This is a genomic window from Streptomyces sp. NBC_01224 (assembly GCF_036002945.1).
Lineage (GTDB): Bacteria > Actinomycetota > Actinomycetes > Streptomycetales > Streptomycetaceae > Streptomyces.
The window spans coordinates 1393980-1410814 of the sequence record NZ_CP108529.1 but is presented as its reverse complement, the minus strand read 5'-3'; the positions used below and the strand labels follow the sequence as shown (position 1 = coordinate 1410814).

The window sequence follows — 16835 nt, the reverse complement described above, 5'->3', positions numbered from 1 at the left end:
CCCGGACCGGTGCGCCTGCCCACCGGTCCGGCGCGGTGGTGGCGATGACCGCGCTCATGGGTGGGTCGGGACGCGTACTGGCTGTGTGCCGCGGCCCAGGTTCCGTGCGGCCGGGGGAGGGGGAGAGTTCGTCTCCGCCGCGCGGCGCCCGACCCCTGCATCCGTCGGCACGCATCTTGCCGGATCGGGGCGGGGTGTGACCGCGTTTTCACCGCGGGTTCAGGAATGCGTATCCCTGAGCCCGGCACTCCGTCTCGCGAATCCGCTCCGAGAAATGCTGATAGGGGGGTGGTAGGGGAAAGGGAAGGGGGAGGGCGGAATTCATTGCTGCGATAGCGTCACGGCCCAAGTCGATTCCATTCATTGGGAGAGTGTGTAAGCCATGGGCCGTTCGCCGCAGTCATTCGAATTTCCCGCCTGGCCGCAGTACGGGGACGAGGAGCGGACGGCTCTGAACCGTGCTCTCGACCAGGGGCAGTGGTGGCGTATCGGGGGTAGCGAGGTCGACACCTTCGAGGAGGAGTTCGCCGAGTACCACGGCGCCCCCTACGCGCTCGCGGTGACCAACGGGACGCATGCGCTGGAGCTTGCCCTTCAGGTGCTCGGGGTCGGTCCCGGCTCGGAAGTCATCGTTCCCGCATTTACCTTCATTTCCTCTTCGCAGGCAGCGCAGCGGCTGGGCGCGGTGGCCGTTCCGGTGGATGTCGACCCGGAGACGTACTGCATCGACCCTGCTGCCGTCGCCGCAGCGATAGGTCCCAGGACCAAGGTCGTCATGCCGGTCCACATGGCGGGCCAGATCGCCGACATGGACGCGCTGGAGAAGCTGGCCGCCGACGCGGGCGTGGCGATCCTGCAGGACGCGGCGCATGCCCACGGCGCTCAGTGGCAGGGGAAGAAGGTCGGCGAACTCGGGTCTGTGGCCGCCTTCAGCTTCCAGAACGGCAAGCTGATGACCGCGGGCGAGGGCGGCGCGGTGACCTTCCCGACGCGTGAGCTATACGACAGCGCGTTCCTGCGGCACAGTTGCGGGCGGCCCCCGACGGACCGCAAGTACTTCCACAACACTTCGGGCTCCAACTTCCGGATGAACGAGTTCAGCGCGTCGGTCCTTCGCGCCCAACTGGGCCGGCTGGCCGGGCAGATCGACACACGTGAGGAGCGTTGGCCGCTGCTGGCGAGCCTGCTCGCCGAGATCCCCGGCGTCGTACCGCAGGGCCGGGACGAGCGGAATGACCGTAATCCGCACTACATGGCCATGTTCCGGGTGCCTGGCCTCGGCGAGGAGCGGCGCAACGCCCTTGTGGACGCCCTGATCGAGCGTGGGCTTCCGGCCTTCGTCGGTTTCCGCGCCATCTACCGCAGCGACGGCTTCTGGGAGACCTCCGCTCCGGAGGAGTCCGTGGAGGACATCGCCCGCCGCTGCCCGAACTCCGAGGCACTCACCCGGGACTCGGTCTGGTTGCACCACCGGACCCTGCTGGGCACCGAGCAGCAGATGCACGACATCGCGGCCGTCATCGCCGAGACCATGGCCGGCGCGTGAACGGGCCTGTCCGTGTCGTGGTGGTCGGGATGGGGTGGGCGGGCCGGGAGATCTGGCTCCCACGGCTGATCGCGCACCCGGCCTTCGAGGTCACGGCTGTGGTGGATCCGGCGGCCGGCCCCGGAGACACCGGCGTTCCGCTGCTGCGTGACATCGCGGAGATCGCATCCGGGACGGTCGACCTCGCAGTCGTCGCCGTGCCGAACCACCTGCACGTCGATATCGCGGAGAAGCTGCTGGCCAGGGGCATTCCCGTGTTCCTGGAGAAGCCGGTGTGCCTCACGTCCGCAGAGGCCGACCGGCTCGCGGAAGCGGAACGCGCCGGAGGCGCGGTACTGCTCGCCGGCAGTGCGGCCCGGTATCGGGCCGACGTCCGGGCGCTTTACGAGCGGACGCCGGCCGTGGGACGGATCCGGCACATCGACGTGTCCTGGGTGCGGGCGCGTGGCGTTCCGGACTCGGGCGGCTGGTTCACGCAGGCGCGGCTTGCGGGCGGCGGGGCGCTGGTGGACCTCGGATGGCACCTGCTGGACAGCGTCGCGCCGATTCTGGGGCCGGCCGCCATGACACAGGTGGTCGGTACGGTGTCTGACGACTTCGTCAACACGGCTGGTGCGCGGGCTGGTTGGCGCGACGATCTGCCTGTTGGCGGCAGCGGTGCGGCAGGCGGGGACGTCGAGGACACCGTCCGGGGGTTCCTGGTCACGGAGGACGGCGTCTCGGTCGCGCTTCGCGCGAGCTGGGCATCGCACGGAGCGCGCGACGTCACGCTGATCACGGTTGAGGGCAGTGCGGGTGTGGCCTCGCTGCGCTGCACGTTCGGGTTCAGCCCGAACCGCGAGGGCGGGTCCGACCTGACGTTCACCAGTGACGGTGAGACGACGCGGGTGCCGTTCGAGGAAGAGCAGATCGGCGCGGAGTACGACCGGCAGCTCGATGAACTGCCCGCGCTGCTGGGTGACTCGGCCATGGCGGGGCGGGCGGTGGCGGACGCCCGCCGGAACATCGGGGTCATCGAGCGCCTCTACGCCTGTGCCCGGCAGGACGTTTCGAATCACGACGCGAGCAGGGAGTACCAGATGGACAGGCGCATAACCGGGCTCACCGAGGCCACGTCCGGTGTCGGCACTTTGGACCACCCCAGGAGCGTGGTCGTGTTCGACCTCGACGGGGTGTTGGTGGACAGCACCGAGGTGATGCGCGAGGCGTTCTCGATCGCGTACGCGGAGGTCGTCGGCGACGGACCGGCGCCGTTCGCGGAGTACAACCGGCATCTGGGCCGGTACTTCCCCGACATCATGCGGATCATGGACCTGCCGCTCGCGATGGAGGAGCCCTTCGTCAGGGAGAGCTATCGGATGGCTCATCTGGTGCCCCTGTTCGACGGGGTACCGGAGATGCTCCACACGCTGCGCGAGCGGGGGTTGCGGCTCGCGGTGGCCACGGGGAAGAGCGGTCCGCGGGCGCGTTCGCTGCTGTCGCAGCTAGGGGTACTGGAGCTCTTCGACCACGTGATCGGGTCGGACGAGATCGCTCGCCCGAAGCCCGCTCCGGACATCGTGCTGCATGCGCTGGAGCTGCTCGGGGCCGAGCCCGACAGTGCGGTGATGGTCGGCGACGCGGTCACCGACATCGAGAGCGCGCACGGGGCGGGGGTGGCGGCGTTGGCGGCACTGTGGGGTGAGACGGACGAGGCGGCGTTGCTTGCCGCGTCGCCGGATGCGGTCCTGCGTAAGCCGGAGGACCTGCTGGCGCTGTGGCCTGCGGGAACTGTCGACTGACCGGACCCCTGAGCCGGCCCACCACGCGTGGTGGCCGGCCTGTACGCGGCGGGACCCTGCTGCGGGCTCCTCCTCCCTGGTCCGGCCACGGGGCGGAGGAGCCCGCACTCGCAGGTCCGGCGGGGTTCCGGGAACCGGAACCCCGCCGCGGAAAGTTAGGGATGCCCTAGGGGGCCGCTAGGGGTGGGGTGCGGTGTGGGCGCGACCGAGACTGAGCGGTGACTCGCCCACTGCCGTGGGTGGCAACGGATACCGGCCCGTGCGAGGTGCCTCGCCGACCGACGGAGTGGTGACATGCTGCGTACCGAACTGATCCGGCCGCTGCCCGAACTCCTGAAGGCGCACGCCGACCGGTTCGGGGACAAGGTGGCCTTCCGGGACGCCCGCCGGAGCGTGACGTACGCCGAGCTGGAGCGCCGCACCGGCAGGATCGCCGGTCACCTGGCCCGGATGAGGCTGCAGCCGGGCGACTGCGCGGCGATCTACCTCGGCAACTGCGTCGAAGTCGTCGAGAGCTATCTGGCCGTTGCCAGGGCCAGTGCCATCGGGTCGCCGTTCAATCCCCGCGCCACCGATGCCGAACTGGCGTATCTGCTGGAGGACAGCAACGCGCGCGTCGTCATCACCGATGCGGCCCACGCCGACCAGCTCGGGCGGGTCCTGGCGGACCGGAGTGACGTGCGGGTCGTCATCACGGGCGACGCACCCGCAGGGACGTTGAGCTTCGAGACGCTCGCGGGTACCGAGCCGGCTGTCGGGCCACGGGACGACCTGGGACTCGACGACCTCGCATGGATGCTCTACACCTCAGGGACCACGGGCCGGCCCAAGGGTGTCCTGTCCACGCAGCGCAACTGCCTGTGGTCGGTGGCCGCCTGCTACGCACCCGTACCGGGACTGAACTCCGAGGACAGGGTGGTGTGGCCCCTGCCACTGTTCCACAGCCTGTCCCACATCGCGTGCGTGCTGGGCGTCACCGCGGTCGGCGCGACGGCCCGGATCGTGGACGGGTTCGAGGCCGAGGAGGTCCTTGACGCGCTGAGCGAGGACTCGGCGACCTTCCTGGCCGGTGTGCCCACCATGTACCACTACCTGGTGCGGGCGGCACGGCGGCAGGGCTTCGAGGCGCCCCATCTGAGGATGTGCCTCGTTGGCGGCGCCATCACCACGGCGTCGCTGCGCCGCTCGTTCGAGGAGGCCTTCGGCGCGCCGCTGCTCGACGCGTACGGATCCACCGAGACCTGCGGTTCGATCACGATCAACTGGCCTACCGGAGCACGGGTCGAGGGCTCCTGCGGACTTCCGGTGCCCGGCCTCGGCGTACGTCTCGTGGACCCGGAGACCGGCGAGGACGTCCCCGCGGAGCGCGAGGGCGAGGTCTGGGTGAGCGGACCCAGCGTCATGGCCGGCTACCACAACCAGCCCGAGGCCACCGCCGAGGCGATCCAGCACGGCTGGTACCGCACCGGCGACCTGGCCCGGCGCGATGCCGCCGGCTACTTCACGGTGACGGGGCGGATCAAGGAGCTCATCATCCGCGGCGGGGAGAACATCCACCCCGGCGAGATCGAGGAGGTCCTGCGGCGGGTCCCGGGCGTGGCGGACGTGGCCGTGGTCGGCCGACCGCACGAGACGCTCGGTGAGGTGCCGGTGGCCTGCCTGGTCCCCGGGCCCGAAGGGCTGGACCCGCAGGCACTGTTCGCGGCCTGCCGCAAGGAACTCTCGTACTACAAGGTGCCCGAGGAGCTCTACGAGGTCGCCCAGGTACCTCGTACGGCATCCGGCAAGATCATGCGGCATGTCCTGCTCGAACAGCCCGCGCGACTGCGCGCGGCGGGCGCCAGCCACTACGAGTCGCTGTTCCGGCTGGACTGGATCCCGCTGCCGTCGGTACCGCCGCCGCCAGTGGTTCCCGGCCGGTGGGCGCTGGTCGGCCCGGGTACCGAAGAGCTGACGGCGGGGCTGCTCGACCAGGGCATGCAGGTGTCGTACCACTCCGATCCGGCGGCGTTGCGGGACGCGGTGTCCGCCACCGGGGGAGCGGTGCCGGATGTCACGGTGCTCGCCCCCGTCGCGGGATCCGCCGATGACGGGGCGGTGCGTGAGCTGACCGGTGTTGTCGCCGATTGGCTGGCCGATGACCTGTTCGGCGGTGGGCAGTTGCTGCTCGCGACCGGGCGAGCGGTCGCCACCGCGTCCGACGAGGAGATCCCCGATCTGTGGCAGGCCGCGTTGTGGGGACAACTGCGTGGCATCCAGGCGCAGCACCCCGGCCGCATCGTCCTTGCCGACCTGGACGTTTCCGACGCGCAGTCCGGTGCGGTGCTGCCCACCCTGCTGCCGGGCGACGAAACGCAGTTCGCGGTGCGTTCCGGCGTCGCGCTGCTGCCCAGGCTGACCCGTGCGGCCACCCCCGCACCGGGCGAACGGGAACCCGCGCCGGACCCCCGGCGCACCGTCCTGATCACCGGCGCCGACGGGCCCGCTGCCGCGGCGGCCGCCCGGCACCTGGTCATCGGGCACGGCGTCCGCCATGCGCTGCTGGTCAGCGAAGGGGGCCCGCGCGACCGGGCCGCGGTCGAGCTCGAGGCCGAGCTGAGCCGCGCCGGGGCCAGGGTCGTGTTGGCCGCGTGCGATCTCACGGACCGTGCGGCACTCGCCGACGTACTGACCCGCATCAGGCGGCCCCTCACTGCTGTCGTGCACACCCCCGGGGCGGGCACCGGCGCCGGGGAGCCCCTGCGCCCGGCGGCGCTCCGCGCCCTGAACCTGCACGAACTGACCCTCGACTCCGGCCTCGACGCCTTCGTCCTCCACTCCTCGGCGGCCGGTCTGCTCGGGGCGGCGGACGCGCCCGCAAACGGTGCTCTCGCTGCCTTCCTCGACGGATTGGCACAGAACCGCCGCGCCGCCGGACACGCCGCGCTGTCCCTCGCCTGGGGGCCCTCGGAGGGGCACGGCGGCGACACGGAGACGGCGCCGCCCGCGGGCGTCGGCCGTCTGACAGCGCACGACTGCCGCGCCATGTTCGACGCCGCGCGGACCGTGGACCAGGCCGTACTGGTGCCGATGCGGCTGGACTCCGGGACGCTGCACACCGACGATGTCCCCGCGCTGTTGCGCGGTGTCATCGAGGTGACTCCCCGTGCGGCCGCTCTGGACGAGGCGGGCAGCGCGGCGCTGCGCGAACAACTGCTCTCCGTCCCGGACAGCGAGCGCGGACGGGTGCTCCTGGAGCTGGTGCGTACCCATGCGGCCCGTGTGCTGGACCTGCCGGAGGGTGAGACCGTCGGAGCGGACAGGGCCTTCAAGGAACTCGGCTTCACCTCCGTCGCGGCCGTGGCCCTGCGTGGCGCACTGACCGGGGCGACCGGCCTGCGCATGTCGGCGACCGTTGCCTTCGACCATCCGACACCGGTGGCCCTCGCCCGCCATCTGCGGGCCCTGCTGCTCGACGACGGGCCGGCCGTAACCCCGTTGACGCCGTCCGCGGCGGCGTCCGACGAACCGGTCGCCATCGTGGCCATGGGCTGCCGGCTGCCTGGCGGGATCACCTCTCCCGAGGAGCTGTGGCAGCTCGTCGAGCTCGGCCTGGACGGTGTCACCGCGTTTCCCGAAGACCGCGGCTGGGACGTTGCGGCGCTGTACGACCCCGACCCGGACCGGCAGGGCACCACATACGTCCGCGAGGGCGGTTTCCTGCACGACGCGGGCGACTTCGACGCGGACTTCTTCGGGATCTCGCCGCGTGAGGCACTGGCGATGGACCCGCAGCAACGGCTGCTCCTCGAGACGTCGTGGGAGGTCTTCGAGCGGGCGGGTATCGATCCGACATCGCTGCGCGGAGAGAACGTCGGCGTGTTCTCCGGGCTCATGCACCACGACTACGGCACCGACGCCGCCGATGCCCCCGAGGGCGTCGGCGGCTATATCGGGACGGGCACCGCGGGAAGCGTCGTCTCCGGCCGGGTCGCCTACACCCTGGGTCTCGAAGGCCCGGCGATCACGGTGGACACCGCGTGCTCCTCCTCGCTGGTGGCGCTGCACCTGGCGGCGCAGGCTCTGCGGTCCGGCGAATGCTCGATGGCGCTGGCCGGAGGGGCGGCGGTCATGGCCAAGCCCGGCTCCTTCATCGAGTTCTCCCGGCAGCGCGCGCTGGCACCGGACAGCAGGTGCAAGGCCTTCGCGGCGGCCGCGGACGGCACCTCGTGGTCCGAGGGCGTCGGCGTACTGCTCCTCGAACGTCTCTCGGACGCGCAGCGTAACGGCCACCGTGTGCTGGCGCTGCTGCGTGGATCGGCGATCAACCAGGACGGCGCGAGCAACGGCCTGACCGCTCCCAGCGGACCCGCGCAGCGCCGGGTCATCCGTCAGGCACTGGCCAACGCCCGGCTGGCAGGCCACGAGGTGGACGCGGTCGAGGCGCACGGGACAGGCACCACCCTGGGCGATCCGATCGAGGCGCAGGCCCTGCTGGCGACCTATGGGCAGGACCGGCCCGCGGACCGGCCGTTGTGGCTGGGTTCGCTGAAGTCCAACATCGGGCACGCACAGGCCGCCGCGGGCGTGGCGGGTGTGATCAAGATGGTGATGGCGATGCGGCACGGCGTGCTGCCGGGGACACTGCACGTCGATGCGCCGTCCCCCCACGTCGACTGGGCGTCGGGTGCGGTGGAGCTGCTGACCGAGGCCCGCGACTGGCCCGAGACGGGACGCCCGCGCCGGTCCGCGGTGTCCTCGTTCGGTGTGAGCGGTACGAACGCCCATGTCATCCTGGAGCACGTTCCCGAGACTGTCCGGGGGAGCGAACGGGAGGGTGACGGGGGCGGCGGTCACGGCCCCCTGCCGCTCCTGGTGTCCGGGCGCGGAGACCAGGCACTCGTTGCCCAGGCCGCACGCCTCGGCGACCATCTCGCGGCCCATCCGCGACTCGAACTCGGCGATGTCGCACACGCGCTGGCGACAACCCGGGCCGCGCTGGAACAGCGGGCCGTCGTGGTGGCCGACGACATCGACGAGGCGCGGTCCGCACTGGACGCGATGGCTGCCGGCCGGCCCACGACGTCCGTGGTCACGGGCAGCGCCGACACCGACGGCAAGGTGGTGTTCGTACTGCCCGGCCAGGGCTCCCAGTGGGCCGGGATGGGCGCCGAACTGCTCGACTTCTCACCGGTGTTCGCCCAGCACATGGCCCTGTGCGCGGAGGCGCTCGCACCGCACGTCGACTGGTCGCTGTCCGATGTGGTCCGGCAGGTTCCCGGAGCGCCCACGCTCGACCGGGTCGACGTCGTGCAGCCCGTGTCGTTCGCCGTCATGGTCTCGCTCGCCCAGGTATGGCGGTCCCACGGCGTCGAGCCCGACGCGGTCGTCGGACACTCGCAGGGGGAGATCGCGGCGGCCTGCATCGCCGGTGCGCTCTCCCTGCCGGACGCGGCACGGGTCGTGGCGCTGCGAAGCCGCGCCATCGCACAGCATCTGGCCGCCCGGGGCGGCATGATGTCGGTCGCCCTGTCCGCGGAGGAGGCGGGCAGGCGGCTGGACGGCACCTCGGACGGGGAACGGCTGTCCCTCGCAGCAGTCAACGGACCGTCGTCCGTCGTCGTCGCGGGAGCGCCCGAGGCGCTGGACGCCATGGCCGGCGAACTGACCGCCGAAGGTGTCCGGGTACGCAGGATCCCCGTGGACTACGCGTCCCACTCCGCGCAGGTCGAGCGCATCAAGGACGATCTCGCGGAAGCACTGGCTCCGATCAGCCCCCGCCGCTCGGACATCCCCTTCTACTCCACCGTCCACAACTGCTGGATGGACACGCGCGAGTTGACCGCGGACTACTGGTACCGCAACCTCCGCGGGACCGTACGCATGGAGGAGGCGATCCGAGCCCTCCTGGCGCAGGACTTCGGGTTCTTCGTGGAGGTCAGCTCGCATCCCGTTCTCGTACCGGCGGTGCAGGCCACCGCCGAGGACGCGGGCGGTGGCGCCGTGACCGTCCTCGGCACACTGCGCCGGGACGACGGCGGTACTCGGCGACTGCTGACCTCGCTCGCCGGGGCCTGGGTGCGTGGCCTGGCCGTCGACTGGTCCACCGTGTCCGCGCGTCCGGGCGTCGACCTGCCCACGTACGCGTTCCAGCGCCGCCGCTTCTGGCTCCAGGCGTCGGCGGACCGGAGTGCCGGCGCCGCGACGACGGTGGATCCCGTCGAGGCCTCGTTCTGGAAGGCCGTCGACAGCGAGGACCTGGACGGCCTGGCCGCCGCCCTGACCGCGGGCGGCCAGGAGGACGCCGGCGGGCTCGGCGCCGTTGCCGGCGCGCTGCCGGTGCTGGCCGACTGGCGCAGGCGGTACCGGGAGCGGTCCGCCGGCGATGCGTGGCGCTACCGGGTGGCCTGGAACCGCCTGGCCGTCTCGGGCCGTGACGAACTGCCCGGCCGATGGCTCGTGGTGATGCCCACGGCGTACGACGGTCCTGGCGACACCGCCGACGGTGTGCTCGACGGGCTGCGCGCACGCGGCTCCGTGTGCGTACGCATGGACGTGAACACCCCGGACACCGACACGGGCGAGCTCGCCGCCCGCATCCGGGAGGAGGCCGGGCGGCCCGGCGGGATCAGCGGCGTGCTGTCCCTGCTGGCCTTCGACGAACGCCCCGTGGCCGGAGCCCCCGCACACACCGCCGGCCTGGCCGCCACGGTCGCGCTGGTGGCGGCGCTCGAGGCGAGTGGTGTCGACGCCCCGCTCTGGGCGCTCACGTGCGGCGCGGTCGCGACCGGCCCCGGCAGCCCGGCGCCCAGCCCGGCGCAGGCAATGGTGTGGGGACTCGGCAGGGTTGTGGCACTGGAACAGCCGCACCGCTGGGGCGGGTTGGTGGACCTGCCCGACACCCTCGACGAACGCGCGCTGCGGCGGCTGACCGGCGCGCTGAGCGGCACGGACGGCGAGGACCAGCTGGCCGTCCGGCCGACCGGAGTCTTCGCCCGCCGCCTCGTGCCCGCGCCCACGGACGGTGCTCCCGCCACCCGCCGGTGGAACCCCCGCGGCACCGTACTGGTGACCGGCGGAACCGGTGGTGTCGGCGCGGAGGTGGCCCGCCGGCTCGCGTCCGACGGCGCCGCTCACCTGGTCCTGACCGGCCGGCGCGGCCCGCAGGCTCCTGGAGCGGAGCAACTGGCCGACGAGATACGCGCCTTGGGGGCACAAGTGACCCTCAGCGCGTGCGATGTCGCCGACCGGGACGCCGTGCGCCACCTTCTCGCGTCACTGCCGGGGCCGCTCACCGCAGTGGTGCACGCGGCGGGCGTGGGACAGAACAGCCTGCTCGCGGACACCGCCCCCGACGAGTTCGCCGGCATTCTCGCGGGCAAGGCGGCCGGTGCCGCGCACCTCGACGAACTCCTCGGGGACGCCTGCCTGGACGCGTTCGTCCTGATGTCGTCCAACGCCGGGGTCTGGGGCGGCGGCGGCCAGAGCGCCTATGCCGCGGCCAATGCCTTCCTCGACGCCCTCGCGGAGCGACGCCGTGCCCAAGGCCGTACGGCGACATCGGTCGCCTGGGGCGCCTGGGGCGGCGGCATCGGACTCGGAGCGCGGGACGGCGCCTCCGAACGGCTGCGGCGGGCGGGTGTGCTCGAGATGGAGCCCGGCACCGCTGTCTCGGCGCTGATGCGCGCCGTCGAGCACGACGACACCTGCGTCTGCGTGACGCACATGGACTGGCAGCGGTTCGGTGCCGCGTTCACCATGGCCCGTCCCAGCCCGCTGATCGCCGATGTGCCCGGGGTACGGGGCACGGGGACGGACGAGGAGGAGAAGCGGGACACATCGGGGCTGGCCGGGCGTCTCGTGGGGCTCGCCGGCCCCGAGCGCGACAGGCTCGTACTCGACCTGGTGCGGGCCCAGTCCGCCGCCGTGCTCGGTCATGCCGCGGCGGACGCCGTGGATGCGGCCCGTGCCTTCCGGGACCAGGGCTTCGACTCCATGACCGCACTCGACCTGCGTAACCGTCTGGCCGCCGAGGCCGGCCTCGCACTGCCGTCCACGCTCGTCTTCGACCATCCGACCCCCACCGCCCTGGCCGCCCATCTGCTCGGCCTGCTCCTCGGTGAAGAGACCGTCATGGCAGCTCCCGTCCCCGGTGCGGCACCCGACGACGACCCGGTCGTCATCGTGTCCATGAGTGCCCGGCTACCGGGTGGCGTCGCCTCGCCGGAAGACCTGTGGAACCTCGTCGCCGGCGGCGGCGACGCGGTGTCCGACTTCCCCGCCGACCGTGGCTGGGACGTCGACAACCTCTTCGACCCGGACCCCGAACAGACCGGTAAGTCCTACGTGCGGCACGGCAGTTTCCTTTACGACGCCGGGGACTTCGACGCCGCCTTCTTCGGGATCTCGCCCCGCGAGGCGCTGGCCATGGACCCGCAGCAGCGCGTGCTCCTGGAGACGGCCTGGGAGGTGGTGGAGCGGGCCGGTATCGACCCCGCCTCCCTGCAAGGCAGCCGGACAGGTGTCTTCGTCGGCGCCATGCACCAGGACTACGGCACGGGGCAGAGCCCGGCCCGGCGCGGAGCCGAGGGATACTTCGTCACCGGCAACGCGTCCAGTGTGCTGTCCGGCCGGGTCGCCTACACCCTCGGCCTCGAAGGCCCCGCCGTGACGGTGGACACCGCCTGCTCCTCCTCCCTGGTCGCCCTCCACATGGCCGCTCAGGCACTGCGCTCGGGCGAATGCGACCTGGCGATGGCGGGCGGAGTGACCGTCATGGCCACCCCTGACGGCTTCGTCGAGTTCTCCCGCCAGCGCGGACTCTCGACGGACGGCAGATGCCGCGCCTTCGCCGCCTCCGCGGACGGCACCGGCTGGTCCGAGGGCGCCGGACTCCTGCTGGTCGAGAGGCTGTCCGACGCCCGCCGCAAGGGGCATCCCGTCCTGGCCGTGGTGCGCGGCACAGCGATCAACCAGGACGGTGCGAGCAACGGACTGACCGCCCCCAACGGGACGTCCCAGCAGCGGGTCATCCGCCAGGCCCTGGCCGATGCCGGCCTCACCGCGCCCGATGTGGACGTCGTGGAGGCACACGGCACGGGAACGACGCTGGGCGACCCGATCGAGGCACACGCCGTCCTGGCGGCCTACGGCCAGAACCGGCCCGAGGGTCGGCCGCTGTGGCTGGGCTCCCTGAAGTCCAACATCGGTCACACACAGGCCGCGGCCGGTGTGGCGGGCGTGATCAAGATGGTCATGGCGATGCGCCACGGCGTACTGCCCCGCACCCTGCACATCGACGAACCCTCCCCGCACATCGACTGGGCATCGGGCGCCGTGGAGCTGCTGACCGAGGCCCGGGACTGGCCCGACCTGAACCGTCCCCGGCGGGCCGGAGTGTCTTCCTTCGGGATCAGCGGCACCAACGGGCACGTGATCCTGGAGCAGCCGCCCGTCGGCGAACCGGCCCCTGCCGAGGCGCGCAGGCCACTGCCCGCCGTGCCGTGGCTGCTCGCCGCACGCACCCCGGAGGCACTGTCCGCGCAGGCCGAACGCCTGGTGGCCGTCCTGGAGCGGCCTGACGGGCCCGACCCCGTCGACGTCGCGTACTCCCTCACCGCACGGTCGAACCTGGAACACCGCGCGGTCATCGTGGCCCGGAACGGCGAGGAACTGCTGCCGGGGCTGCACGCCCTGGCACACGGCGAGGGCGCCGCCACCCTCGTACAGGGCACACGGGCCGGCGGTCCGACCGCCGTCCTGTTCACCGGCCAGGGCGCGCAGCACCTCGGTATGGGGCGTGAACTGTACGACGCCTACCCGGCGTTCACCGAAGCCTTCGACGCGGTGTGCGCGGAACTCGATCCGCGCCTGGAACGGCCCCTGCACAGCGTGCTCCTGGGAACCGACCCCGCGCCGCTGGAACAGACAGCGATGACCCAGGCGGCCCTGTTCACCGTCGAAGTGGCCCTATTCCGCCTGATGGAGTCCTGGGGCGTACGGCCCGACGCCGTCGCCGGACACTCGGTCGGCGAGATCGCCGCCGCGCACGTCTCCGGGGTGCTTTCGCTGGCCGACGCCTGCACGCTGGTCGCCGCCCGTGGGGCACTCATGCAGGCCCTGCCCACGGGCGGTTCCATGATCGCCGTTGCCGCGTCCGAGGACGAGGTGCTGCCCGTGCTCGCCGGCCTGGAGGACCGGGTGAGCATCGCGGCAGTCAACGGACCGTCCGCCGTGGTGGTTTCCGGCGACGAGCAGGCCGTACAGGAGCTCGCGGCGGAGTTCACCGCGCGCGGCACGGAGACCAGGAGGCTCCGGGTCAGCCACGCCTTCCACTCCCCGTTGATGGACCCGATGCTCGACGCGTTCCGCGCGGTGGTGGAAGGACTCGACCTCCGGGCGCCCCGCATCCCCGTCGTATCGACCAGCACCCCGGAAGCGGCCGGAGCCGACGTCCTGTGCCGCCCGGACTACTGGACCGACCAGGTGCGGCGGCCGGTGCGGTTCCACGATGCGGTACGCACCTTGCACAGCCGAGGCGTCGGCACCTTCCTGGAACTCGGCCCCGGCGGTGTCCTCACCGCGATGGTGCAGGACTGCCTCAGCGACGTCGCGGAAACCATCGCCGCTGTCCCGACCCTGCGACGCGACAGGCCCGAACCGCAAGCGGTCGTCTCCGCGCTCGCACGGCTCCACGTGCGGGGCGTCCCGGTGGACTGGACCGCCCTGTTCGAGGGCAGCGGCTCACGGAAGGTCGACCTTCCCACGTACGCCTTCCAGCGCCGGCGCTACTGGCTCGACCCGGCCGGTGCCACGCCGGACGCGGGCGCGGCGGGTCTCACCGACGCCGGTCACCCGCTGCTGCGCGGCACCGTCACGCTGCCGGACAGCGACGGGGTACTCGCCACCGGCAGGCTGTCCGTGGCCACTCACGGCTGGCTCGCCGACCACGCGGTGGGCGGGCAGGTCCTGGTGCCGGGCACCGCGCTGGTGGAAGCGGTCGTACGGGCGGGCGACGAGGCCGGGTGCCCGGTGCTCGACGAACTCGTCATCGAAGCCCCTCTCGTCCTGCCCGACCACGCGGCCGTACAGCTGCAGGTCGCCGTCGCCGCGCCGGACGCGACCGGCCGCCGCCCCGTGGGAATCCACTCCCGCCCCGCCGGCGCGGAACCCGATGCCCCCTGGACCAGACACGCGAGCGGCCTGCTCGCCGCGGGCGGTACGGCACCCCTGCCCGTGTCCGGGGTGTGGCCGCCCGAAGGCGCCAAACGCGTCGACTCCGACGGCTTCTACCCCTCCATGGCGGAGGCGGGCTACGCCTACGGTCCGTCCTTCCGCGGCCTGCGATCCGTGTGGACCCGCGGTGAGGAGATCTTCGCCGAGGTCGCCCTGTCCAAGGAGTACGAGGACGACGCCCGGCAGTTCGGACTCCACCCCGCCCTGCTGGACGCGGCGCTGCACGCCGCGAGCTTCGGCGCGCTGGCCGGCATGGGACAGGGAAGGATCCTCCTGCCGTTCGCGTGGACCGGAGTCACCCTGCACGCCTCGGGCGCCTGCGCACTGCGCGTCAAGGTGACCCCGGCAGGCCCGGACGCCTTCGCCCTGGAGGCCACCGACACGGACGGCGTACCGGTGATGTCCGTCGAGTCCCTGGTCTTCCGCCCGGTCTCCGCCGACCAGCTGCACACAGGGCCTGTGGCGTACGACCGGCTGTTCCACCTCGACTGGCCCACCGTGACGCTGCCCGAACGCCAGGATCCGTCCCAGCGGCTGGAGTACGCCGACCTCACGGACACGCCGACGGCCGAGGGCCCTGCCCGGGTGCGGGACCTGCTGGGGCGTGCCCTGCACGCCGTGAGGTCCTGGCTGGACGAGGACCGGCCCCCCTCCGCACGGCTGGTGGTGCTCACCCGCGAAGCGTGCCTGCCCGGTAGCGACCCGGCGGCCGCCGCCGTGTGGGGCATGGTGCGCGCCGCTCAGTCGGAGAACCCGGACCGCATCGTGCTCGTCGACATCGACGCCGACGAGGACTCCCGGCGCGCCCTCCCGCGGGCCGTCGCCTCGGGGGAGGCGCAGCTCGCCATCCGGGCCGGTGAGGCACGGGTGCCCAGGCTGGCGCGTGTCCCCTCCGACACGCCGGCCGCGGGACGGCCGCTGGACCCGGACGGCACCGTACTGATCACGGGCGGTACCGGAACCCTGGGCGGACTGGTCGCCCGGCACCTGGTCGCCCAGCACGGAGTACGCAGCGTTGTACTGGTCAGCCGCAGCGGCGGCGAAAGCTCCGGGGCCCGGGCTCTCGACGCCGAACTGGCCGGACTGGGCGCGCGTGTGACGTTCGCCGCCTGCGACGTCGCCGACCGTGGGGCGCTCGCGGCCGTTCTCGACGCGATCCCGGCCGAACGGCCCCTCACCGGCGTGGTCCATGCCGCGGGTGTGCTGGACGACGGTGTGCTCACGGCGCTCACCCCCGAGCGCCTGGACACCGTGCTGCGCCCCAAGGCCGACGCGGCCTGGCACCTGCACGACCTGACCCGGGACGCCGACCTGGCCGTCTTCATGCTGTTCTCGTCGGCCTCCGGCCTCCTCGGCACACCGGGCCAGGCCAACTACGCGGCGTCCAACGCCTCTCTGGACGCGCTGGCCCAGTACCGGCACGCCAAGGGGCTGCCCGCGACGTCCCTTGCCTGGGGGTTGTGGGCCCAGGCGTCCGCCATGACCGGTGGCCTCGGCAGTGCGGAGCAGGAACGCGGCCGGCGCGGCGGCATGGACGCCCTGGATTCACGGGAGGCCATGGAGCTGCTGGACATCGCACTGCGCCTGGGACACGCGAAGCTGATGCCCGCCAAGCTCGACCTCGGCGCGGCCGGCACGGATGCCACGGGCGTACCTCCGCTGCTGCGCGGCCTGATGCGCGTCACCCGCAAGAGCTCGCGCGGTGCAGCGTCCGACGCGGTACGGATACCTGCACAGGAGCTGGCCGGCCTGAACGAGGCGGAGCGGGCGGCAGAGCTGCTGGAGATGGTGCGTGCCGAGGCGGCGACCGTGCTCGGTCACGGCTCCGCGGGGACCATCGAATCCGAGCAGGCGTTCAAGGATGTCGGATTCGACTCCCTGACGGCGGTGGAGCTCCGCAACCGGCTCGTCGGCGCCACCGGAGTCCGGCTGCCGGCCACGCTGATCTTCGACTACCCGACCCCCCTGGCGCTGGCCGGCCGCCTGGCCGAGCGGCTCCGCCCGGAACGGACCGGCGCGCCGGCCGCGGGCTCGCAGCCGCTGGTACTGACCGCTGAACTGGACCGGCTGGAAGCGGCGTTCGCGCACGCGGACCCCGACGAGGAGCTGCGGGCGGATCTCATGTCGCGGCTGTCGCGACTGGAGTCACTGACCGCCTCCTGGGGGTCTGCGGGCCGCATCGATGACGAGGAGGACGAATTCGACTTCGATACGGCCTCCGACGACGAGATCTTCGGGCTCATCGACAAGGAACTGGGGTCGTCCTGAACACCGTTCGGGTCCCCGCAGCAGCG

At 72.4% G+C, this 16835-nt stretch carries 3 protein-coding genes; all 3 read left to right on the top strand.

Annotated features, from left to right (window positions below):
* The first annotated feature begins 382 nt into the window (after positions 1 to 382).
* The 3 genes from OG609_RS05550 (at position 383) to OG609_RS05540 (ending at position 16809) form a co-directional block, all read left to right on the top strand.
* A complete protein-coding gene (locus OG609_RS05550; RefSeq protein WP_327271758.1) occupies positions 383 to 1546 on the top strand; it encodes a DegT/DnrJ/EryC1/StrS family aminotransferase in 1164 nt (387 codons plus the stop codon).
* Positions 1543 to 3327, top strand: a complete 1785-nt coding sequence (locus tag OG609_RS05545) for an HAD-IA family hydrolase (protein ID WP_327271757.1) — start codon at positions 1543 to 1545, stop codon at positions 3325 to 3327. Before OG609_RS05550 ends, OG609_RS05545 begins: the two co-directional genes overlap by 4 nt.
* 294 nt (positions 3328 to 3621) lie before the next feature.
* Positions 3622 to 16809, top strand: a complete 13188-nt coding sequence (locus tag OG609_RS05540) for a type I polyketide synthase (protein WP_327271756.1) — start codon at positions 3622 to 3624, stop codon at positions 16807 to 16809.
* The last annotated feature ends 26 nt before the right edge of the window (positions 16810 to 16835 follow it).